The sequence below is a fragment of the Streptomyces lacaronensis genome, assembly GCF_047337785.1.
Taxonomy (GTDB): domain Bacteria; phylum Actinomycetota; class Actinomycetes; order Streptomycetales; family Streptomycetaceae; genus Streptomyces; species Streptomyces lycopersici.
In genome coordinates, this window is the sequence record NZ_JBLHDK010000003.1 from 2,194,903 (window position 1) to 2,215,161 (window position 20,259).

Genomic DNA, 20,259 nt, shown 5'->3' on the forward strand with positions numbered 1-20,259 from the left:
GGGTCTACCCTCCGGTAACTCTTGCTGACATGCTGTCTCATACGCCGCGTGCGCCTGCCGGAACGCCGATCGTGAGGAGCCACCCGATGCCCGCGTCCCTCTCCTTCTCCGTCGCCACCCCCGGTGGCCCCCGCACCGCCCGGGTCGTCCACGAACGGCGCGGCGCGGGGCGGCCGTTGGTGCTGTTGCACGGCATCGGCCACCACTGGCAGGCATGGGAGCCGGTGCTGGACATCCTCGCGGCCGACCGCGATGTGATCGCCGTGGATCTGCCCGGCTTCGGGACGTCGGACGCGCTGCCGGACGGCATCCCGTACGACCTCGACGGGGTCATACCCGTGCTCGACGCGCTCTTCGAGGCGCTCGGCGTCAGGCGCCCCGACGTGGCCGGGAACTCGCTCGGCGGGCTGATCGCCCTGGAGCTGGGTCGGCTCGGACTCGTGCGGTCCGTCACCGCGCTGTCCCCCGCCCGGTTCTGGACCGAGGCCGAGCGCCGCTACGCCTTCGGCGTGCTGGCCGCGATGCGGGCCGGGGCGCGGGCGCTGCCGCCGCCGATGGTGGCGTGGCTGGCCCGCGGCGCGGCCGGACGGGCCGCGCTGACCGGCGCCATCTACGCCCGGCCCGCGCGGCGTTCACCGGACGCCGTCGTCGCCGAGACGCGGGCGCTGCGCGAGGCGGTCGGCTTCGGCGCCACGCTGGCCGCCGGAAGCTCCGGGCTGTTCACGCACGACATCCCCGATGTCCCGGTCACCATCGCCTGGGGCTCGCGCGACCGGCTGATGCCGCGCCGCCAGGGCGTCCGCGCCAAGCAGGTGATCCCCGGTGCCCGGCTGGTCCGCCTCCCCGGCTGCGGCCACGTGCCCATGAACGACGATCCCGCGCTGGTCGCCCGCGTCATCCTGGACGGCAGCCGCTGACGCCCCACCCGCCTCCCTCGCCCACCCTCGCACCGCACGCGGCCGGGGTCTTTACTCCGGGCGGCCGCACCGTTATTCACTGGGCGTTCGCAAGAGCGGCATCTTGCACCGATAACAAACACAACAGCACAGCGGTTCTACGAGCGACGGAGGGCACCATGGGGCGGGAATCGGGCAGAGGGATCGGACGGCGCGCGGTACTGCGGGGATCGGCGGCCGCCTCGGCGGCACTCACGGTGCCCACCGTGGCATCGGCCGCCGCGTCGGCCGCGTCCGGCGCGCCCGCTCAGGCGCTGTCGGGGCGTCCGAGCGCCCAGTGGGGCGTTCAGGTGGGCGATGTGACGACGTCGTCGGGGCTGGTGTGGGTCCGCTCCGACCGTCCGGCCCGGATGATCGTGGAGACGTCCGCGACCGAGTCCTTCGCGCGAGCCAAGCGCTGGCACGGCCCGGTGGTCGGCCCCGGCACCGACTTCACCGGGCGCACCGCGCTGCGCGGCCTGCCCGCCGGGAGCCAGGTGCACTACCGGGTGCTGCTGGCCGACCCGGAGGACCCGCGCCGCACCAGTGAGCCGGTGCACGGCACGTTCCGCACGGTTCCCGAGCGCCGTAAGGGCGTGCGTTTCGTCTGGTCGGGCGACCTGGCGGGCCAGGGCTGGGGCATCAACCCCGACCACGGCGGCTACCGCGTCTTCGAGGAGATGCGCCGCCGCGAGCCGGACTTCTTCCTGTGCAGCGGCGACAACATCTACGCCGACGGCCCGATGACGGAGACCGTCAAGCTGCCCGACGGCTCCACCTGGCGCAATCTCATCACCCCGGAGAAGACCAAGGTCGCCGAGACGCTGGACGAGTACCGCGGCAACTTCCGGTACAACCTGCTCGACCCCGCCCTGCGCCGGTTCCACGCCGAGGTGCCGACCATCACCCAGTGGGACGACCACGAGGTGCTCAACAACTGGTACCCGGGCGAGATCCTGGTCGACGACCGCTACACCGAGAAGAACGTCGACGTGCTCGCGGCCCGCGCGCGCCAGGCGTTCGCCGAGTACTTCCCGATCAGCACGCTGCGCCCGGACGCGAGCGGCCGGGTCTACCGGGTCCAGCACCAGGGCCCGCTGCTGGACGTCTTCGTACTGGACTGCCGTACGTACCGCGACCCCAACTCGCCGAACCGCCAGCCGGAGGACGCCCAGGGCATCCTCGGCGCGGAGCAGCTGGCGTGGCTCAAGCGCGAGCTGTCGCGGTCGCGCGCGGTGTGGAAGGTCATCGCCTGCGACATGCCGCTGGGCCTGGTGGTCCCGGACGGAAACACCGACTTCGAGGCCGTCGCGCAGGGCGACCCGGGCGCCCCGCTCGGCCGTGAGCTCCAGATGGCCGAGCTGCTGCGGCACATCAAGCACCGGAAGATCACCGGCACGGTGTGGCTGACGGCGGACGTCCACTACACCTCGGCGCAGCACTACGACCCGTCGCGGGCGGCGTTCAAGGACTTCGCGCCGTTCTGGGAGTTCGTCTCCGGTCCGCTGAACGCGGGTGCCTTCCCGGCAGTCAAGCTGGACGGCACGTTCGGCCCCGAGCAGCCCTTCGTCAAGGCGCCGACCGTGGCGAACGTCTCGCCCGCCGAGGGGTTCCAGTTCTACGGCGAGGTGGATATCGACGGCGACAGCGCCGAGATGACGGTCCGGCTGCGCGAGGACGGCGGGAAGGTGCTGTTCACCAAGGTGCTGCGGCCGGGGCTGGTCGGCCAGTAGCAGCGCTGTGCGGTTCGCGGCCCCGTACGGTACGCCGACGGGGCCGCGCACCGTAAGGCCGCCGCGTACCGTACGGGCATGGGATCCAGCGACGCCCCCGGCCCGGCCTCCCGGCTCACCTATCCGGAGGTGGGCGCCACCCGGCGGTGGCCGCTGCCGTCCGGCTATCGCCATCTGCGGGTGCGGACCCGTGTCGGCCACGGGCGGGGCACGTTCGAGGCGGCCGGGCGGGCGGTGATGGACTGGCGGATGCACCGCGCGGTGGGGGTGTCGATCCGCGCCGCGGATCCGGTCGCCACCCCGGGGCGGCCGGTCGTGGTGGGCCTGGGGGTCGGGCGGCTGCGGCTGCGCGCGCCGTGCGAGGTGGTGTGGACGGTCGCGGAGGAGTCGCGGACCGGCTTCGCGTACGGCACGCTGCCCGGCCATCCCGAGCGGGGCGAGGAGTCGTTCGTGGTGGAGCTGGGGCCGGATGGCTCGGTGGTACTCACGGTGACGGCGTTCAGCCGTTCGGAGTCCTGGTTCGGCCGGGCCGGAGGGCCGCTGGTGCCGCTCTTCCAGCGGGCGTACGCACGGCGGTGCGGCAGAGTATTGCGCAGGTGGGCGGTAGGATGACGGAACCTCAGGCTTCAACCTTTTGATTTCGGACAAAATAAGCTTCTGTTACCAGATGCGCCCTTAACCCTTAGGTCACAGTCTGTTCGTGATCACGCAACACCTCTGCGCGAGGGTGTTTGCATGACATTTCGAGCGACCCCCGAGCCCCCTCACCGGCGCCGCCCCCGCTGGCGGCACGATCTGGTCGCATGGTGGTCACGGCGTCAGGGTCACGCGCCGCCGGACAGCTCACGCTCGCCCGCGGCCGACGCCCACCCCGCCCACGCCGCGGGCGCCCCGGAGACCACGGCCCCCGAGGCCACCACGCTGTGGCGGATGCGCACGACCGTACGGGACGAGCCGGGCACCCTCGCCGCGCTGTGCGCGGCGCTGGCCGGGCACCGGGTCGACATCCTGGCCCTGCAGACCCATCCGCTGACGGACGGCACGGTGGACGAGTTCCTGCTGCGCGCGCCCGAGGCCCTGCCGTCCGACGGGCTGACCGGCGCCGTCGCCGCCGCGGGCGGCCGTGACACCTGGGTCGAGCGGGCCGACACCCACGACCTGGTGGACGCGCCGACCCGGGCGCTGACCCTGGCCACCCGCACCGCCCTGGACGCCGCCGAACTGCCGCTCGCCCTGCGCCAGTTGTTCGGCCGCTGCACCATCCACTCGGTTCCCGCCAAGTCCCTCAGCGGGCGGTCGCTGGACAGCACACCGCCCGCCGAAGGTGCCCTGGAGGAGACCGTGATGCGGCTGCGCGACCCGTCCGGCGGCGCGATCATCATCGAGCGGCCGTATCTGCCGTTCACCCCGACCGAGTTCGCCCGGGCCCGCGCGCTGGTCGAGCTGGACGCCCGGCTCGGCCCGCGGATCCCGCACGACGGCGATGTGCTGACGCTGCCCGAGGGCAACGCCATCACCGTGCGCCGCGCCGACACCGGCGACCTCGCCGCCGCCCGCGAGATGCACGCCCGCTGCTCCTCCACCACGCTGGGGCAGCGCTACCACGGGCCGGTCGGCGACGCCGACCGCTACCTCGCCCATCTGCTGAGCCCGCGCTTCGGCCGCACCCTGGCCGCGTACACCGCCTCCGGGCGGCTGGTGGCCCTCGGCCATCTGCTGTGGGACGGGGACGAGACCGAGGTCGCGCTGATCGTCGAGGACGAGTGGCAGCGTCGCGGCGTCGGCGGGGAGCTGCTGCGGCGGCTGGTGGCGATGGCCGCCGAGACCGGCTGCGAAAGCGTCTACGCCGTCACCCAGTCGGCCAACACCGGCATGGTCGCCGCGATGCGCGCCCTCGAACTGCCGCTGGACTACCAGATCGAGCAGGGCACGCTGGTGATCAGCGCCCGTCTCGACCCGGCACCGGCACCCGAGCCGGCCCTTCCGCTGCCGGTCCCGCCGCAGGCGCGCTGAGCCCGACCGGGGCCCCGTGCCCCGCCCGGCGGGCGTCGCGCCCCGCCGGGCCGCCGCCGTCGAGCGCCCGGTCCAGATCGCGCCACAGGTCCGCCACGTCCTCGAGCCCGACCGACATCCGCAGCAGCCGGTCGCCGATCCCCGAGGAGCGGCGGTCCCCCTCGGCCACGATCCGGTGGCTGATGGAGGCCGGGTGCTGGATGAGGGTGTCCACACTGCCCAGGCTCACCGCCGGAGTGATCAGCCGCACCCCGCCGATCACCGCGTGCGGATCGCCGTGGGGCTCGAAGGCCACCATCGCCCCGCCGATCCGGGGATAGTGGACGCGGGCCACCCGTGGATCGCCGGCCAGCCGCCGGGCCAGCTCGGCCGCCGTCGCCGACGCGGCCCGCATCCGTACCGGCAGCGTGGACAGCCCGCGCAGCAGCAGATATCCGGCGAGCGGATGCAGTACCCCGCCGGTGGCGAACCGCACCTGGCGCAGCACCCGGGCGAACTCCTCGTCGCAGGCGACCACGCCGCCCATCACATCGCCGTGTCCGCCGAGGTACTTGGTGGCGCTGTGCAGGACGAGGCTCGCGCCCCGCTCGGCCGGGCGTTGCAGCACCGGTGTGGCGAAGGTGTTGTCCGCGAGCAGCGGGACCGTGCCGCAGGAGTGGGCGACGGCCCGCAGATCGAGTTCGGCGAGCGTCGGATTGGCCGGAGTCTCCACCATGACCAGGCCGGTGTCGGGGCGGATCGCGTCCGCGATCCCGGCCGGGTCCACCCAGGTGACCTCGGTGCCCAGCAGCCCGGTGTCCAGCAGATGGTCGCTGCATCCGTACAGCGGGCGGACCGCCACCACATGCCGCGGCCCCTGGGCCCCGCGCGCCAGCAGACACGCGCTGAGCGCGGCCATACCGCTGGCGAACGCGACCGCGCTCTCGGTGCCCTCCAGCCGGGCCATGGCGGTCTCGAAACGGGCCACGGTGGGGTTGTCCAGGCGGGCGTAGACCGGCGGGCCGTCCGGCCGGGCGCCGGTGGCGGCGAACGCGTCGATCCTGGCGGCCTCCTGGCGGCTGTCGTACGAGGGATACGTCGTCGACAGATCCAGGGGTACGGCGTGCAGGCCCATGGCCGGGAGGTCCTCGCGCCCGGCGTGGACGGCCTCGGTGGCGAACGCGTGCCGTGCGGCGGCGTCGCCGTGCGGCCCCTGTGTGCCCGGCGCTGTCTCCGTGCTCCGTATGGTTCCCGTGCTCCCTGTGCTCTCCGTGCTCTGCCTGATGTCCATGCGTGAAGGGTGAACAATCACCGGACTCTCGCGGTCGATGTCCGTGCTACGTTCGGCCGATGGCCGAAACCGTCGCCCTCGATCCGGTGGATCTTCAGATTCTGCGGCTGCTGCAGAACGACGCCCGGACCACCTACCGCGATCTGGCCGCCCAGGTCGGCGTGGCCGCCTCGACCTGTCTGGACCGGGTGGCCCGGCTGCGCCGCTCCGGGGTGATTCTCGGAAATGAACTCCGCCTGGACCCCGCCAAGCTGGGGCGCGGTCTCGAGGCCCTGCTCTCGGTGCAGCTGCGGCCCCACCGCCGGGAGCTGGTCGGCCCGTTCGTGGAGCGGATCCGGGCGCTGTCCGAGTCCCGGGCGCTGTTCCACCTGGCCGGGCCGGACGACTATCTGGTCCATGTGGCGGTGGCCGACACCGCCGATCTCCAGCGGCTGGTGCTGGACGAGTTCACCTCGCGCCGTGAGGTGGCCCGGGTCGAGACCCGGCTGATCTTCCAGCAGTGGAGCTGCGGCCCGCTGCTGCCACCCGCCCGGGACGGCTCGGCAACCTCGTAGCACACCCCTGTTCCCATGCGTCACACCCCCGTGGTGCTGACGCCACACCCCGGAACGTACGAGGATGGGCCGCATGTCCGATACCAAGAACGCTCCGCTGCCCCGTCAGGTCGCCGACAGCTATGTCGACGCCCTTATCGAACTCGACCCGATCACCGGCACCTACCTGGGCGTTCCCGAGAGCTCCCGGCGCCTGCCGGACTTCTCCCCCGAGGGGGCGAAGGCCATCGCCGACCTCGACCGCACCACCTTGGACCGGCTGGCCGAGGCCGAGGCGCGCCCCGGCGCTGACAGTGACGCGGAGCGCCGCTGCGCCCGGCTGCTGCGGGAGCGGCTGACCGCCGAACTCGATGTGCACGAGGCCGATGAGCACCTGCGCGCGGTCAGCAATCTGAGCTCCCCGCTGCACTCGGTGCGCGGCATCTTCACCGTGATGCCCACCGAGACCGAGGAGGACTGGTCGGCGGTCGCGGCCCGGCTGCGCGCCGTACCGACCGCGCTGGAGGGGTACCGCGCCGCGCTCGCCGAGGGGCTGCGGCGGAATCTGCCGGCCGGCCCCCGGCAGGTGGCCACGGTCCTCGAGCAACTGGCGGAGTGGATCGGGACGGACGGCGGCTGGTTCGCGGACTTCACCTCCGAGGGCCCCGACGCGCTGCGCGGTGAGCTGGACGAGGCGGCCGCGGCGGCCACGGGCGCGCTGGCCGAGCTCCGCGACTGGCTGCGCGACACCTATGCCCCGGCCATCGAGGGCGAGCCCGATGTGGTGGGGCGTGAGCGCTACCGCCGCTGGGCCCGGATGTGGAACGGCACGGACCTCGACCTGGACGAGGCCTACGCGTACGGCTGGTCGGAATTCCACCGGATCCACGCCGAGATGCGCACCGAGGCGGAGAAGATCCTGCCCGGCGCCAACCCGTGGGAGGCGCTGCGCCACCTCGACGCCCACGGCGCCCATATCGAGGGCGTCGAGGAGACCCGGGTGTGGCTTCAGGAGCTGATGGACGAGGCCATCGAGCAGCTGGACGGCACCCACTTCGACCTGGCCGAACGGGTCAAGCGGGTCGAGTCGATGATCGCCCCGCCGGGCAGCGCGGCGGCGCCGTACTACACCCAGCCGTCGGTGGACTTCTCCCGCCCCGGCCGGACCTGGCTGCCCACGATGGGCGAGACCCGCTTCCCGGTCTACGACCTGGTCTCCACCTGGTACCACGAGGGCGTACCCGGCCACCATCTGCAGCTCGCCCAGTGGGCGCACGTCTCCGACCAGCTCTCCCGCTACCAGGCCACGGTGGGCATGGTCAGCGCCAACGCGGAGGGCTGGGCGCTGTACGCGGAGCGGCTCATGGACGAGCTGGGCTATCTGTCGGACCCGGAGCGGCGGCTGGGCTATCTGGACGCGCAGATGATGCGGGCGCTGCGGGTGATCGTGGACATCGGGATGCACCTGGAGCTGGAGATCCCCGCCGATTCGCCCTTCCACCCCGGTGAGCGGTGGACTCCGGAGCTGGCGCGCGAGTTCTTCGGACTGCACTGCGGCCGTCCGGCGGAGTTCCTCGACAGTGAGCTGGTGCGCTATCTGGGCATGCCGGGCCAGGCCATCGGCTACAAGCTGGGCGAGCGGGCCTGGCTGACGGGGCGGGAGGCGGCCCGTAAGGCGCACGGCGACGCCTTCGACGCCAAGAAGTGGCACATGGCGGCGCTGTCGCAGGGGTCGCTGGGTCTTGACGACCTGGTGGAGGAGCTGTCGGCGCTCTGAGGCCCGCCCACTACGGGCTGTCCGGCGGACCACGCGGAGGCTTCGCCCCTGGCCCCCGGGATCTGGGGCGGAGCCCCGGCCCGGGATCTGGGGCAGAGCCCCGGCCCGGGATCTGGGGCAGAGCCCCGGCCCGGGATCTGGGGCAGAGCCCCGGCCCGGGATCTGGGGCAGAGCCCCGGCCCGGCGTCTGAGGCGGAGCCCCGGCCCGGGATCTGAGGCGGAGCCCCGGCCCGGGATCTGAGGCGGAGCCCCGGCCCGGGATCTGAGGCGGAGCCCCGGCCCGGGATCTGAGGCGGAGCCCCGGCCCGGGGTCTGGGGCGGAGCCCCGGTTGTGGGAAGGGGCGGGGAGGGGAAAGCAGCTCGCCGCAGACGATCCACGGCAGGTCAGGGCACTCCCAGCGGAGCGCTTAGTGCGCGGCGGCCATCCGATGCCGTACGGCCGAGCCCTGGCGGCCCTTGACGACCTCCAACTGGGCGGGGATCCGCCGGCGCAGATCGGCCACATGGCTGACGATGCCGACCGTACGGTCGCGTTCGCGCAGCGAGTCCAGCACGTCCATGACCTCGTCCAGGGTCTGCTCGTCGAGGCTGCCGAACCCCTCGTCGATGAAGAGGGTGTCCAGGTGGACCCCGCCCGCCTCGTCGGTGACCACATCGGCCAGACCCAGCGCGAGGGCGAGCGAGGCGGAGAAGGTCTCGCCGCCGGAGAGGGTGGCGGTGTCGCGTTCGCTGCCCGTCCAGGCGTCGACGACATGCAGTCCGAGACCGGAGCGGCCGCGCCCGCCGGAGCGGGCGTCGGAGTGCACCAGGGTGTAGCGCCCGGAGGACATGTGGCGCAGCCGTGCGCTCGCCGCCGCCGCGACCTGCTCCAGGCGGGCCGCCAGCACATACGCCTCCAGCCGCATCCTGCGCTCGTTGTCCGCGGAGGTGCCCGCCGCGAGCGAGGCGAGGCGGGCGATCCGGTCGTGCTCCGCGCGCAGCGGGGCGAGCCGGCGGGCGTCGGCGACCGCCTGCGCGGAGAGCGCGTCGAGCTCCTCGCAGCGGGTGCGGGCCGCGGCGTCCGCGGCCGAGACCTCGCGCAGCGCGCGGGTGGCCGCGTCGGCCGCCGTCTGCGCCGCCGCGGGATCGGCGGGCGGCTCCTGGGCGGCCGCGAGCACCCTCGGGTCGGACAGCTCGGCCGCGACCGCCGCCGACTCCGACTGCCAGGCGTCGAGACGGCGGCGCGCCTCGCGCTGCCGGTCCGGGTGCAGCACGGCCTCGGCGGCCTGCTCCGGGGTCTCGAACCCGGCCCGGTAGGCGGCGTCGGCGAGCCGGGCGTCGGCCTCCTTCAGCCGGTTCGCGGCCGCGTCGGCGGCCCGCGCCGCCTCGGCGGTGTCGGCCAGCAGCGCCGCCTGCCGCTCGAGCCGCGCCGCGCGCCGCGCGACGGTGGCGTCCGCGCCGCGCGCCTGGTCCAGCTCGGCCAGCAGCGCGGTTCGCTCCCGGGCCAGTGCCTCGCGGTGCGAGGTGCGGGCGGCCGCCCGCCGTTCGGCCTCCTGCCGCTGTTCCGTACGGCGGGTGTGCTCACCCTCGGCCCGGTCCAGGGCCTCGCGGGCGGCGTGTGCGTCGGCCGCCGCGTTTCGGGCCTCGGCGTACGCGGTGCGCAACTCGGCCAGGGCCCGGTCGAGTTCGGCCGCGTCCTCGCCCTCCGCCGTGGCCTCGGCCCCCGCACGGGCCTCCCGCAGCGCGTTCCGCGCCCGCTCGGCCTCCTCGCGGACCTCCTCGGCGCGCTGGTAGTCCGCCAGCGCGGCCTCCTCCGCCGTGCGGTCCACATGCCCGGCCCCGGGCCGGGCCGGGCTCGGGTGCTCGGTCGCCCCGCACACCGCGCAGGGCGCTCCGGCGCGCAGCCCGGCCGCGAGCTCGGCGGCGATACCGCGCAGCCGGGCCTCTTTGAGGTCGAGCCAGTTCTGCCGCGCGGCGGCGGCCCCTTCCCGTAGCCGCAGCACCTCTTCCCGCGCCTGCTCCTCCTGCCCGGCGAGCCGGTCCCGCCGCCGGGCGGCCTCCAGCCGCCGCTCGGCGGGCTCGATCCGCCCGCCGAGCTGCTCGGCCCGGGCGACGGCCTCCTGCGCCGCCTCGACCCGCCGCTGATGCGCCCGGTGGGTTTCCTCCCACCCGGCGAGCCACTCGGTGGCCTCCTCGATCGCCTCGTCGTCGGCGCGGGCCTCCCGCTCAAGCGCGGCGATCTCGCGGACGACGGCCTCCGCGCGGACCTCGCCCCGCCGCGCGGCCCCCAACGCCCCGAGCTCCTCCCGCACCCGCCGCTCAACCTGTCCCAGCCACTCGGCATCGGCTTCGGCGAGCACCACGGCCACACCCGCGCCCCGCGAACCGGCGTCCCGCTCGCCATACGGCCCGTCACCACCACGGGCCGCGCCCGCCGCCGCACCGCCACGACTCGCCTGGGGCGCGGCCTCCGTCGCCGCGTCGGGACGCGTCGCGCCCGCATCGGCGTCGGGACGCGTCGCGCCCGCACCCCGCGCCCCCGTGGCGGCGGCCTCGTCGGTGGAAGGCCCTGGCTGCGACGCACCGGGTCCTCCCGAGGCGGCAGTGTCGCCGGAAGGCGCCCCACCCGGCGCGCCTGCCCCGGAACCGGCCTGCCTACCCGCCCTCTCGTTGCCGGCAGCCGTACCACGGCCCGTGGCGCACACACTCGACGCACCCACGTCTGCGGAGGAGACGGCCTCCGGCGCCTGGTCCGCCGCGCGGACGGGCGCGTCCGGGCCCGGCGCGCCAGTTCCGTTACGGCCGTCCCCGACCGTCTGCGCCATGAGGCGCCCCTGCGGGCCGGGGCCGCCGGAGGCCGACGTGCACGCTTCACCGGACGACGCCTGGCACGGCACGTCGTCCGCGGTCTCCTCGTCGCGAGCCGGCCCGGCCCACGCACCTTCCGCGACCGCGTGCGGGGCGCGCTCTTCCGGGGACGTGGTGGCCTGCGCGGGCAGGGGTGCGCCGGGCGAAGCGGTCGGCCCGGCGGGGGTGCGTTGGTCGGGGATGTCCGGGATCGGCGCGAGAGTCATGGCCGCCAGGCCGGGCTCGGCGGACAGGCGGGCGCGGGCCCGGCGTTCGGTGGATTCGGCGGTGTGATGGTCGCGGGCGGCGGCGGTGCGGAGGTCGAGTGCGGGGACCACCGCGTCGGCGGCGCGGGCGCGTTCCAGCAGTTCGCGCAGGCGGTCGTGGTCGGGTCGCTGCCGTTCGAGACCGTCCGCCCGGCGGCGGGCCTCGGCGTGGCGGCGCTGGAGTTCGGCCCGTTCGCGGGTCGCGTCGGCGGTCCGCTGGGCGGCGTCGTGGGCCGCCTCCGCGGCTCGTACGGCGGCGAGCGCGATGTCCTGCCGCTCGCGCGCGCCCGCGCGCGCGATGGCGGCCCATTCCAGGACCGCGTCGGCCAGCCCCGGTTCACCGGGGGTCAGTTCGGGCAGCGGGTGCCCGTCCGGCTCGGTGGTGCGGCCCGCCGCCTGCGCCATGCGGTGGGCGAGCGCGAGCAACCGCTCGTCCCCGGCCGCGACCCGCTTCTCCGCCGCCCGCCGCTGCTCCGCCAGCCGTTCCTCGACGGCGGCGAAGCGGCCGGTGTCGAACAGCTTGCCCAGCAGCTTGCCGCGCGCCAGCTCGTCCGCGCGCAGAAAGCGGGCGAAGTCGCCCTGCGGCAACAGCACCACCTGGCAGAACTGCTCCCGGCTCATGCCGAGCAGCTGCGCGATCTCCTCGCCGATCTCCTGGTGCGAGCGGCTGAGGGCCTTCCACTTCCCCGCCCCCGCGCTGGTCGAGGACGTCGGCGGGACGTACTCGCGCAGCAGGGTCTGCGCCTTCTCCCGGGTCATTCCCGTGCCCCGCTTCTTGGGGCGCGGCTGCTCGGGGCGCCGGGTGATCTCCAGGCGCCGCTCCCCCACCGTGAATTCGAGAACGACCTCGGTCGGGGTCAGCGGTTCGGCGTGGTCGCTGCGCAGCGAGAGGCCACTGCCCTGGCGGGCGCCGGGCACCTGGCCGTACAGCGCGTAGCAGACCGCGTCCAGGACGGACGTCTTACCGGCGCCGGTCGGCCCGTGCAGCAGGAAGAGCCCGGCGGCGGACAGCTCATCGAAGTCGATCTCCTGGGTGGCGCCGAACGGGCCGAAGGCCGTGACGGCCAGCCGGTGCAGCCTCATCGCGCCGCCTCCCCCGCGGTCTCCCCCGCGGTCACCGTCGTCGCCCCCGCGCCGTTCTCGTCGTCCGGCACGACGCCCTCGTGCGCCTCGCTCCGCACCGTCTCCAGCGCGTCGCCGAGCAGCGCGCGCTCCGCCTCGTCCGGGCCGCGGCCGCCCCGCACATGAGCCACGAAGTCCTCGGCGATCTGCCGGTCCGAGCGGCCGCGCAGCCGCTGTGCGTACGAGGCGAGCGGATCCTCGGGGGGCCGCTCGGGGTCGAAGACCAGCGTGAGCACATGGGGGAAGCGCCGCGTCAGCCGGGCCATCGGCTCATGCGGCCGCACCGCGTCGGTCAGCGTGGCCTCGACCCACGCCTCCTCATGGCGCTCGAGGTCCGGATCGGCCAGCAACTCCTCGATCCGGCCGCGGATCCGGGCCAGCGGCCGCGGCACCGGGCACTCCACCCGTTCGCACGACGGCGTCCCACCCGCCGCCCCCAGTTCCACCGCCCACATGGACTTGCGGTGCGCCGCCTCGGAGAAGGAGTACGCGAGCGGGGAGCCCGAGTAGCGGATGCGCTCGGTGATGGTCTGACAGCCGTGCAGATGGCCCAGGGCGGCGTAGTCGACGCCGTCGAAGACCTCGGCGGGTACGGAGGCGACCCCGCCGACCGTGATGTCCCGCTCGCTGTCGCTGACCGCGCCACCGGTGACGAAGGCGTGCGCGAGGACGACGGACCGGGTGCCGGACGGCCGGGTGGCGAGGTCGGCGCGCACCCGGTCCATGGCGGCGCCCAGCACCGCCGTATGACCGGCCGCCGAGGCGCCCAACTCCTCCCGCACCAGACCCGGTTCGAGATACGGCAGACCGTAGAAGGCCACCTCGCCGTGGTCGTCGGAGAGGACGATGGGCGTGGCGCAGCCGGCGGGGTCGGTACGCAGATGGATGCCGGCCCGGTCGATCAGCCCGGCGCCGACGCCGAGGCGGCGGGCCGAGTCATGGTTGCCGGAGATCATGACCGTCGGCACCCCGAGATCCGCGAGCCGGTGCAGGGCGTCGTCGAAGAGCTCGACGGCGGCGAGCGGTGGCACGGCGCGGTCGTAGATGTCGCCCGCGACGACCACCGCGTCGATGTGCCGCTCGCGCACGGTGGTGACGAGGTGGTCGATGAACTCCCGCTGCGCGGCAAGGAGGCTGACCCGGTGAAAGGACCGTCCGAGGTGCCAGTCGGATGTGTGCAGAATTCTCACAAGTGGTCTCCGACCTGCACTTCTGTCCTTCCTCCCACCCCAGTGGCCAGCATCACACCCGCGGCGTGTACGCGGTGCGGGCACCGACCACGTTAGCCGCGGTCGGTGCCCGGTCTCTCACGGACCTCGTATTTCCCGCCCGTGTCGCCGATGCGGCGGCCCGTTTCCCGACCCGCTTCCAGGCCGTGGTCAGCCGTGGTGGTCCCGCCACCGCGCGTCCTCGGAGTCCTGGAGACCTTCGAAGGGGCGGGTGTCGAGGTAGTACCACTCCGCGGACGGACCCGGCTGTGACGGGCCGTAGAACGCGTCGTACAGCGCGCCGGACGACGACCGCTCATGCGGCTGTGGCGGCGGCCACGACGGGGACACGGGCGAGGACGCGGGGCTGGGCTTTCGCTTCGGCTTCGGCCTCGAAAGGTCGGGCAGCAGCAGTTCCACCCGTACGGTGCCCGACGCCCGCTGCTGCTGCACGAACTCCTCGATCTGGCTGCGGCAGGCGTGGTCCAGATGGGTCACCCCCATCAGGTCCAGCCGGATCCGCGGCGTTTCCGCCGACCCCACCGCCTCCAGCGCGTCGATCACCTTGGGCAGCCGCAGAAACGTGGCGTTGCCCTTCATGACGACCTTGGCGGTGTCGCCCTCGATGTGGTGCTCGACGGAGGTCTGCGACATCCGCAGCGCGGCCAGCACGATCCCGGCGGCGAGCCCGATCAGCACCCCTTCCAGGAGCGCGGTGGCGACGATGGCGCCCGTGGTGAGGACCATGACGGCGAATTCACCGCGGTCCTGGTGCCACATCGCGGGAAACTGCTCGGGAGCCAGTAGCTTCCAGCCGCTGTGCACGAGGACACCGGCCAGCACCGAGATCGGGATCAGGGCGAGAACGCCCGGCAGCAGGAGCGCGAAGGCGAGCAGCCACAGGCCGTGCAGGGTCCGGGAGATCCGGGTCTTGGCGCCGGACTGGACGTTGGCCGAGCTGCGGGCGACGACGGCGGTCATGGGGAGCGAGCCCAGCATGCCGCAGATGGTGTTGCCCGCGCCCTGGGCGATCAGCTCGCTGTTGAACTGGGTGCGCTTGCCGCTGTGCATCCGGTCCACGGCGGCGGCCGTGAACAGGCTCTCCGCCGAGGCGATGACGGTGAAGGTGACGATGGCGGTGAGGATCGCCGGGTCCGTGAGCCCGGCGAACTCTTCGGGGCCCGGGACCTGGATGGCGGCCAGCAGATTGCCCACCTGGAGCGTTTTCACCTCCACGCCGGGGAGGGAGGCCACGACGATGCCGAGGCCGACCGCGACGAGCGCGGCGGGGATCTTCTTGACGGGCCCCGGCACCTTCTTCCAGACGAAGCTGAGGACGACCGTGGCGATGCCGAGCAGCGCGGCGATCGCCGTCTGCGCGTTCATGAAGGTGTCGACGACGTGCGCGGGGAAGCCGAGGATGTTCTCGATGGCCGTGCCGGGGGCCGTGGCATCGGCCAGCGGATAGGACTGGCTGAACATCAGCGGCAGCCCGATCCCGGCGAGCATGCCCTGGACGACGGCGATCGAGGTGGCCTGGAACATCCGGCCCAGCCGGATCAGCCCCAGCACGATCTGCAGAATTCCCGAGCCCAGCACGATCACGCCGAGCATCGCGATGCCGTTGGCCTCCACCGTCTCCGCCACCAGCGCGGCGAGTCCGGCGGCGGGCCCACTCACCTGGAGGGTGCTGCCCGGGGTCATGCCGACGACGAGGCCACCGATCACACCGGTGATGATGCCGAGTTCGGCCGGGGCACCCGAGGCGACGGCGACGCCGATGCACAGGGGCAGGGCCACGAGGAAGACGACCAGGGAGGCGGTGATCTCGGTGCCGAGATCCACACCCTGGACGGTCCCGCCGATCCTTCCGCCGGCCTTGCCCCTTCCCCCGCCTTTGGCCTTGCCCTTGGCCTTGCCTTCGGCGGTGTCCCCCGCCCCGTCATCGGCCTTATGGAAGCCAGGCGCCTCGGCCGTCTCTCTTACGGTTCCGGCGGCGGGCGCATATGCGGGCATCGGTTGCGTCGACCGGGAGTCGCGCGCCCCTTCCGACGGGAACACCTCGTCGATGTCGTACGACGGCGATGAAACCGGCTGAATCCGGCCACGGGCATGTCGTCCGCTCGTCATGAGTACGCCCGGACGTCACCGTCGTTATCGAGATCGAGTTCCTTGCCCGCGTTGCGCGGCCGGAATTCGGGAAATTGCCCGTCGACCGGTTTCCGGTATTCGCACGGGGTCCTCATCATGCCTCCCTGACGGGTGGTTGGGCCAGATGCGAATCACCGTAGGGAGGGCCGTACCAGGCGAAGGCTAAACGAACACTAGAGCATGACAAGTTCTTCTCCAATATTCGGTTCCGCGCTCGCAACATTACAAAAACCAGGAAGCCATTCCGGTATTGCGGTACACAGGTCCCCATGACCGTACGAGCGCTACTCATCGAGGATGACGAGACGATCGCCGAACCCCTCGTCGAGGGACTGGGGCGGTATGGGCTGATGGTGGGTCATGTCAGCACGGGTGCAGCCGGGCTGGAGGGGCCGTACGGGGACATCGTCCTGCTCGACCTGGGACTGCCGGACATGGACGGCATCGACGTCTGCCGCGGTATCCGGCAGGTGTCCGACGTGCCGATCATCATGCTCACCGCGCGGGGCGAGGAGGCCGACCGGGTCCTGGGCCTGGAGCTGGGCGCGGACGACTACTTGGCGAAGCCGTTCAGCATGCGGGAGCTGATCGCCCGGATCCGCGCGGTGACAAGGCGTTCTCAACGCACCGCCACCGCCATGGGGCACACCGCGACGGCCGCCCCCGCCACCACCGCCCCGGCCCCCGCCGTCACCCCACCGGTCGCCGCCCAGCCGCCGCCCCGGGAGCAGGAGCCGCTGGTCGTGGACCGCCGGACGCGTCAGGTGTGGGTGGGCGGCGCACCCGTCAGCCTCACCCCCAAGGAGTTCGAGCTGCTGGCCCTGCTCACCGAGGACCCCGGCGCCGTGTACTCGCGCCAGCAGATCCTCGACCGCGTCTGGGACCCCCACTTCCACGGGCCGACCAAGACCCTGGACGTGCACATCGCCACACTGCGCCGCAAGCTGGGCGATCCGGCCTGGATCCAGACCCTGCGCGGGGTCGGCTTCCGTCTCGCCGTCCACTCGGGAGTCCGGGCGGGGACCCCTTCGGGGATCCCGGAGGCCGTCCGGCCGTGACCCGACGTCTGCTGCTCGGGTATCTGAGCCTCGCCGTACTGACCCTGCTGAGCCTCGGCATACCGCTCGGCTATGTCTACGGCAGAGCCGAGCGGGAGCAGATCATCTCCTCGGCGGAGGACGAGGCCGAGTCGGTGTCCGCGTTCGCCTCGCTGTCCATCATGGCGGGCCGGGAACAGCGCGAGCTGCCGCACCGGGCGCGGCACTGTGCCGAGCGCATCCGGGGCAGGGTGGTCATCGTCGGCGACGACGGCCGGCTGCTGGCGACCTCGCATCCGCTGTCCGCCGGCGAGTCGCGGAACCTGGTGTCGCGCCCCGAGATCGCCGCCGCGCTGCGCGGCCGGGACGCGATCGACGTCCGGACCTCCACCATCGGCGGCGTCCGCTATCTCTCGGTCGCCGCCCCCGTCGTCCACGGCGACGAGTTGCAGGGCGCGGTGCGGCTCACCGTGCCCACCGAGGCGGTGGAGGCCCGGGTCCACCGGATCTGGCTGCTGCTGGGCGTGGGCGGGCTCGCGATCCTCACGGCCGTCGCCGCCGTGGGGCTGGTCTTCGCCCGCTGGGCCAGCCGCCCCATCCTGGAGCTGGAGCGGTTCGCGCACCGCCTGGCCGACGGCCGGTTCACCACGCCCGCGCCCGTGACCTCCGGCCCGCCCGAGGTGCGCAGCCTCGCCGCCACCTTCAACCAGACCGCCGCCCGGCTGGAGCATCTGCTGGCCTCCCAGCGCGCGTTCGCCGCCGAGGCGTCCCACCAGCTCAAGACGCCGCTGGCGGCGCTGCGGCTGCGGCTGGACAACCTGGAGGCGGAGATGGCGGGGCACGCCCGGGACGGTCTCGGCGCGGCGATAACCGAGACCGACCGGCTGGCCCGGATGGTCGAGGGGCTGCTGGCGATGGCGCGGCTGGAGGAGAGCGCCGTCACCCCCGAACCGGTCGACCTGGACCAGGTGTGCGCCGAGCGCCTGCTCACCTGGAGCCCGCTCTTCGACCGGCACAAGGCCCACCTCGCCCTGCTCGGCGACCGGGTCGGCCAGGCGCTCGCGGTGCCCGGAGCCATCGAGCAGATCCTGGACAATCTGCTCTCCAACGCGCTGCGTGTCACGCCCCTGGGCTCCACCGTCACCATGGTGCTGCGCTGTTCGGCCGCCGACCGCCGCCATCTTCCCGCGCGGCCCGCCTGGATCGAGCTGCATGTCATCGACGAAGGGCCCGGCATGACCGCCGATCAGCGCCGCCGCGCCTTCGACCGCTTCTGGCGCGCCCCCGACGCCCCGAAGGGCGGCACCGGTCTGGGTCTGTCGCTGGTGCAGCGGCTCGCGCATGCGAGCGGAGGGGAGGCCGCTTTGGCCCGGGCGCCCGGTGGTGGCCTCGACGCGGCGATCCGGCTGCGGCCCGCGCCCCGCGCGGCCCAGGGCCGCCCGCCCCAGGGCCGCCCGTCCAGAATCGGCCTGCCCCGGAGGGTCCGGAGCGACCGGAGCACACCGGAGTCCGCCCCGTCCCCGCCCTCGGTGCGCTCATCGGCGTAGGCCCAGGCCGTCCTTACGCGTCCTGGTACGCCTCGCCGCCGAGCTCCAGTGCGGCGGTGCCCGCGGTGGCGTCCGCCAGCCAGTCGCGGAAGGCGTCCACATCCGCGTCGGGCAGCCCGAGTTCGATCGTCACGGCCTCGGCGTAGCGCACATCCCGGACCGCGCGCCCCGTCGCCCGCAGATCGTGTCCCAGCTTTCCGGCCCGCTGGTGGTCCACGGTGACGGTCACCAGCCGGAACCGCTGCCGGGTGACGGTGCCCAGCGCGTCGAGCGCCTCGCCGACCGCGCCGCCGTAGGCCCGGATCAGACCGCCCGCGCCGAGCTTCACGCCCCCGTAGTAGCGGGTGACGACGGCCACCGCGTACCGGATCTCGCGGCGCAGCAGCATCTGCAGCATCGGCACCCCGGCCGTACCGCCCGGCTCCCCGTCGTCGCTCGCCTTCTGCACACCGCCGTCCGCGCCGATGACATAGGCGAAGCAGTTGTGAGTGGCGGTGGGGTGCTCCTTCCTGACCCGCTGGATGACGTCCTGCGCCTCCTGCTCGGTCGCGGCGGGCGCGAGCGTGCAGAGGAAGCGCGATCTGTTGATCTCGATCTCGTGCACGCCCTCGCGCGCGACCGTCCGGTACCGCTCCTGCATCAGGCCACCTTATGTCCCGGCTCTCGAGCGGTGGTCACACGCGTGCGGCGGCGGTGGTCACGCGTACGCGACCGCCGCTTGCCGCGGAAACCCACGGCGTTGAGGGGATGCGCCCACTCATCCCTTCCCGCCGCTTCCGCCACGGCCGAACCGGGGCGGCCTGCGCAAGGGCCCCCAGGCGCCCCGCTGGCGTGCCACCACGTCCTCGGCTTCGGCGATCACGCTCTCGGCGATCCAGGCGACCGGCTCCACATCGCGGACCAGGGGTTCGTTGTCCGGCCCCCGGCCGGTCTCCTCCCCCTTGAGCGCCCAGGGGCGGACATCGGCGGGGCCCTGGGCGTCGTCACGGAGGTGGATGTAGTCGCACAGCCTCCGGGCGACCCAGACGGTCGTGGGCAGGTCCTTCGCCCACTCCTCGAAGACCAGGGGGTTGGCCGACAGGCCCGGCATCTTCATGCCGGTGAGCCCGTCCCGGCTGACCGCGCTGCCTTCCAGGTCCGCCTCGGGCCCCCGGGACCAGCGGACGAAGACCGGAGACTCCTGCTCGATCAACTCCACGAGCTGATGCAGAGCGGTGTAGGTGGGGAGTGGCGTGCCTGGCATGACCGTCCTTGAGTACCCGTGGCCGGCGCCGCCAATCCACCGCCCTCCCCCGATCGCACGGACGCCGCCCGGCCCCGCTGCTCGGCGGGGAGGGCGGCGTCCCGCTGGGGAAGTGCCGCGGCGTCCGGGTCAGCGGCCCAGGGCCTTGGCCAGCTGGTCCTTGGTCATATGGGAGCGGCCCTCGATGCCGCGCTGCTTGGCCTCGTTGTACAGCTGGTCGCGGGTCGGGCCCTTGGGACCCGTCCGGTTGCCGGAGCGCTGGCCGCCGCGCTGCGGCGCGGACTTCGGGTCCTGGGTCGAGGTCTTGCTGGCGGACCTGGACTCGCCCGAGCGCGCGCGCTCCTTGTTGACCGTACGGGCGGCCATTTCCTTCGCCCGGCCGGTGGACGCACCGCGCTGCTCGGCGCCTTCCTTGATGTGCTCGTACTGCCGTTCACGCTTACGGCTGGATCCTGCGGGCATGGTGTCTTCCTCTCCTTCCGCCCCCTCGGTCGGTCGCGGCCGACAGTTGATGATCGCCGACCGTATGAGCCGGGTTCCCTCCGTTTCCCCCTATAACCAGCATGCGTCTCCTGGTCGTCAACCGGATGCCGTGCGC

Annotated in this window: 15 protein-coding genes; 8 read left to right on the forward strand and 7 right to left on the reverse strand. The window is 73.5% G+C overall.

The genetic code is table 11. The features are described 5' to 3' along the window. Positions 1-86: 86 nt before the first annotated feature. The 4 genes from ACMTAK_RS09680 to ACMTAK_RS09695 all read left to right on the forward strand — a co-directional run bounded on the left by ACMTAK_RS09680 (position 87) and on the right by ACMTAK_RS09695 (position 4,681). Positions 87-917, forward strand: coding sequence for an alpha/beta fold hydrolase (locus ACMTAK_RS09680; RefSeq protein ID WP_413805825.1), 831 nt, complete (start codon positions 87-89; stop codon positions 915-917). 158 nt (positions 918-1,075) lie between these two features. Further along, a complete protein-coding gene (locus ACMTAK_RS09685; RefSeq protein WP_413805826.1) occupies positions 1,076-2,668 on the forward strand; it encodes an alkaline phosphatase D family protein in 1,593 nt (530 codons plus the stop codon). Between the two features lie 78 nt (positions 2,669-2,746). Continuing rightward, positions 2,747-3,280: a DUF1990 family protein gene (locus ACMTAK_RS09690; RefSeq protein WP_413805827.1), complete on the forward strand. Its 534-nt coding sequence runs from the start codon at positions 2,747-2,749 to the stop codon at positions 3,278-3,280. Positions 3,281-3,403: 123 nt separating this feature from the next. Continuing rightward, positions 3,404-4,681, forward strand: coding sequence for a GNAT family N-acetyltransferase (locus ACMTAK_RS09695; protein ID WP_413805828.1), 1,278 nt, complete (start codon positions 3,404-3,406; stop codon positions 4,679-4,681). Here the strand turns inward: ACMTAK_RS09695 and ACMTAK_RS09700 are convergent. Continuing rightward, positions 4,608-5,951, reverse strand: a complete 1,344-nt coding sequence (locus ACMTAK_RS09700; protein ID WP_413805829.1) for a trans-sulfuration enzyme family protein — start codon at positions 5,949-5,951, stop codon at positions 4,608-4,610. The genes ACMTAK_RS09695 and ACMTAK_RS09700 overlap by 74 nt on opposite strands. A gap of 59 nt (positions 5,952-6,010) precedes the next feature. On the opposite strand from ACMTAK_RS09700, the gene ACMTAK_RS09705 reads away from it, so the two are divergent. Together ACMTAK_RS09705 and ACMTAK_RS09710 are read left to right on the forward strand one after the other, a co-directional pair. After that, positions 6,011-6,505 (forward strand): Lrp/AsnC family transcriptional regulator, encoded by a 495-nt coding sequence (locus ACMTAK_RS09705; protein WP_413805830.1) that lies wholly within the window; start codon positions 6,011-6,013, stop codon positions 6,503-6,505. 73 nt (positions 6,506-6,578) lie between these two features. After that, entirely contained in the window at positions 6,579-8,261 is a 1,683-nt protein-coding gene (locus tag ACMTAK_RS09710) for a DUF885 domain-containing protein (protein WP_413805831.1), read from the forward strand. Positions 8,262-8,668: 407 nt separating this feature from the next. On the opposite strand, the gene ACMTAK_RS09715 is transcribed toward ACMTAK_RS09710, so the two are convergent. The 3 genes from ACMTAK_RS09715 to ACMTAK_RS09725 form a co-directional block, all read right to left on the reverse strand. Further along, positions 8,669-12,436, reverse strand: a complete 3,768-nt coding sequence (locus ACMTAK_RS09715) for an AAA family ATPase (RefSeq protein WP_413805832.1) — start codon at positions 12,434-12,436, stop codon at positions 8,669-8,671. Beyond that, entirely contained in the window at positions 12,433-13,665 is a 1,233-nt protein-coding gene (locus ACMTAK_RS09720; RefSeq protein ID WP_413805833.1) for an exonuclease SbcCD subunit D, read from the reverse strand. Before ACMTAK_RS09720 ends, ACMTAK_RS09715 begins: the two co-directional genes overlap by 4 nt. Positions 13,666-13,854: 189 nt before the next feature. Continuing rightward, positions 13,855-15,699 carry a SulP family inorganic anion transporter gene (locus tag ACMTAK_RS09725; protein ID WP_413805834.1) on the reverse strand — a complete coding sequence of 615 codons (1,845 nt, stop codon included), beginning with the start codon at positions 15,697-15,699 and terminating at the stop codon, positions 13,855-13,857. Between the two features lie 404 nt (positions 15,700-16,103). On the opposite strand from ACMTAK_RS09725, the gene ACMTAK_RS09730 reads away from it, so the two are divergent. Together ACMTAK_RS09730 and ACMTAK_RS09735 are read left to right on the forward strand one after the other, a co-directional pair. After that, positions 16,104-16,892: a response regulator transcription factor gene (locus tag ACMTAK_RS09730; protein WP_413805835.1), complete on the forward strand. Its 789-nt coding sequence runs from the start codon at positions 16,104-16,106 to the stop codon at positions 16,890-16,892. Continuing rightward, positions 16,889-18,418, forward strand: coding sequence for a sensor histidine kinase (locus tag ACMTAK_RS09735; RefSeq protein WP_413805836.1), 1,530 nt, complete (start codon positions 16,889-16,891; stop codon positions 18,416-18,418). Before ACMTAK_RS09730 ends, ACMTAK_RS09735 begins: the two co-directional genes overlap by 4 nt. A 13-nt stretch (positions 18,419-18,431) precedes the next feature. On the opposite strand, the gene ACMTAK_RS09740 is transcribed toward ACMTAK_RS09735, so the two are convergent. The 3 genes from ACMTAK_RS09740 to ACMTAK_RS09750 form a co-directional block, all read right to left on the reverse strand. Continuing rightward, positions 18,432-19,058, reverse strand: a complete 627-nt coding sequence (locus ACMTAK_RS09740; protein WP_413805837.1) for a YigZ family protein — start codon at positions 19,056-19,058, stop codon at positions 18,432-18,434. A 117-nt stretch (positions 19,059-19,175) separates the two neighbouring features. Next, positions 19,176-19,661, reverse strand: a complete 486-nt coding sequence (locus ACMTAK_RS09745; RefSeq protein WP_413805838.1) for a DUF6098 family protein — start codon at positions 19,659-19,661, stop codon at positions 19,176-19,178. Between the two features lie 129 nt (positions 19,662-19,790). Continuing rightward, positions 19,791-20,123: a plasmid stabilization protein gene (locus tag ACMTAK_RS09750; protein WP_413805839.1), complete on the reverse strand. Its 333-nt coding sequence runs from the start codon at positions 20,121-20,123 to the stop codon at positions 19,791-19,793. Positions 20,124-20,259: the final 136 nt, after the last annotated feature.

Coding starts and splice junctions, on each gene's coding strand:
- ACMTAK_RS09680 (WP_413805825.1), top strand. CDS start 87: ATGCCCGCGTCCCTCTCCTTCTCCGTCGCCACCCCCGGTGGCCCCCGC.
- ACMTAK_RS09685 (WP_413805826.1), top strand. CDS start 1,076: ATGGGGCGGGAATCGGGCAGAGGGATCGGACGGCGCGCGGTACTGCGG.
- ACMTAK_RS09690 (WP_413805827.1), top strand. CDS start 2,747: ATGGGATCCAGCGACGCCCCCGGCCCGGCCTCCCGGCTCACCTATCCG.
- ACMTAK_RS09695 (WP_413805828.1), top strand. CDS start 3,404: ATGACATTTCGAGCGACCCCCGAGCCCCCTCACCGGCGCCGCCCCCGC.
- ACMTAK_RS09700 (WP_413805829.1), bottom strand. CDS start 5,951: ATGGACATCAGGCAGAGCACGGAGAGCACAGGGAGCACGGGAACCATA.
- ACMTAK_RS09705 (WP_413805830.1), top strand. CDS start 6,011: ATGGCCGAAACCGTCGCCCTCGATCCGGTGGATCTTCAGATTCTGCGG.
- ACMTAK_RS09710 (WP_413805831.1), top strand. CDS start 6,579: ATGTCCGATACCAAGAACGCTCCGCTGCCCCGTCAGGTCGCCGACAGC.
- ACMTAK_RS09715 (WP_413805832.1), bottom strand. CDS start 12,436: ATGAGGCTGCACCGGCTGGCCGTCACGGCCTTCGGCCCGTTCGGCGCC.
- ACMTAK_RS09725 (WP_413805834.1), bottom strand. CDS start 15,699: ATGCCCGCATATGCGCCCGCCGCCGGAACCGTAAGAGAGACGGCCGAG.
- ACMTAK_RS09730 (WP_413805835.1), top strand. CDS start 16,104: ATGACCGTACGAGCGCTACTCATCGAGGATGACGAGACGATCGCCGAA.
- ACMTAK_RS09740 (WP_413805837.1), bottom strand. CDS start 19,058: ATGCAGGAGCGGTACCGGACGGTCGCGCGCGAGGGCGTGCACGAGATC.
- ACMTAK_RS09745 (WP_413805838.1), bottom strand. CDS start 19,661: ATGCCAGGCACGCCACTCCCCACCTACACCGCTCTGCATCAGCTCGTG.
- ACMTAK_RS09750 (WP_413805839.1), bottom strand. CDS start 20,123: ATGCCCGCAGGATCCAGCCGTAAGCGTGAACGGCAGTACGAGCACATC.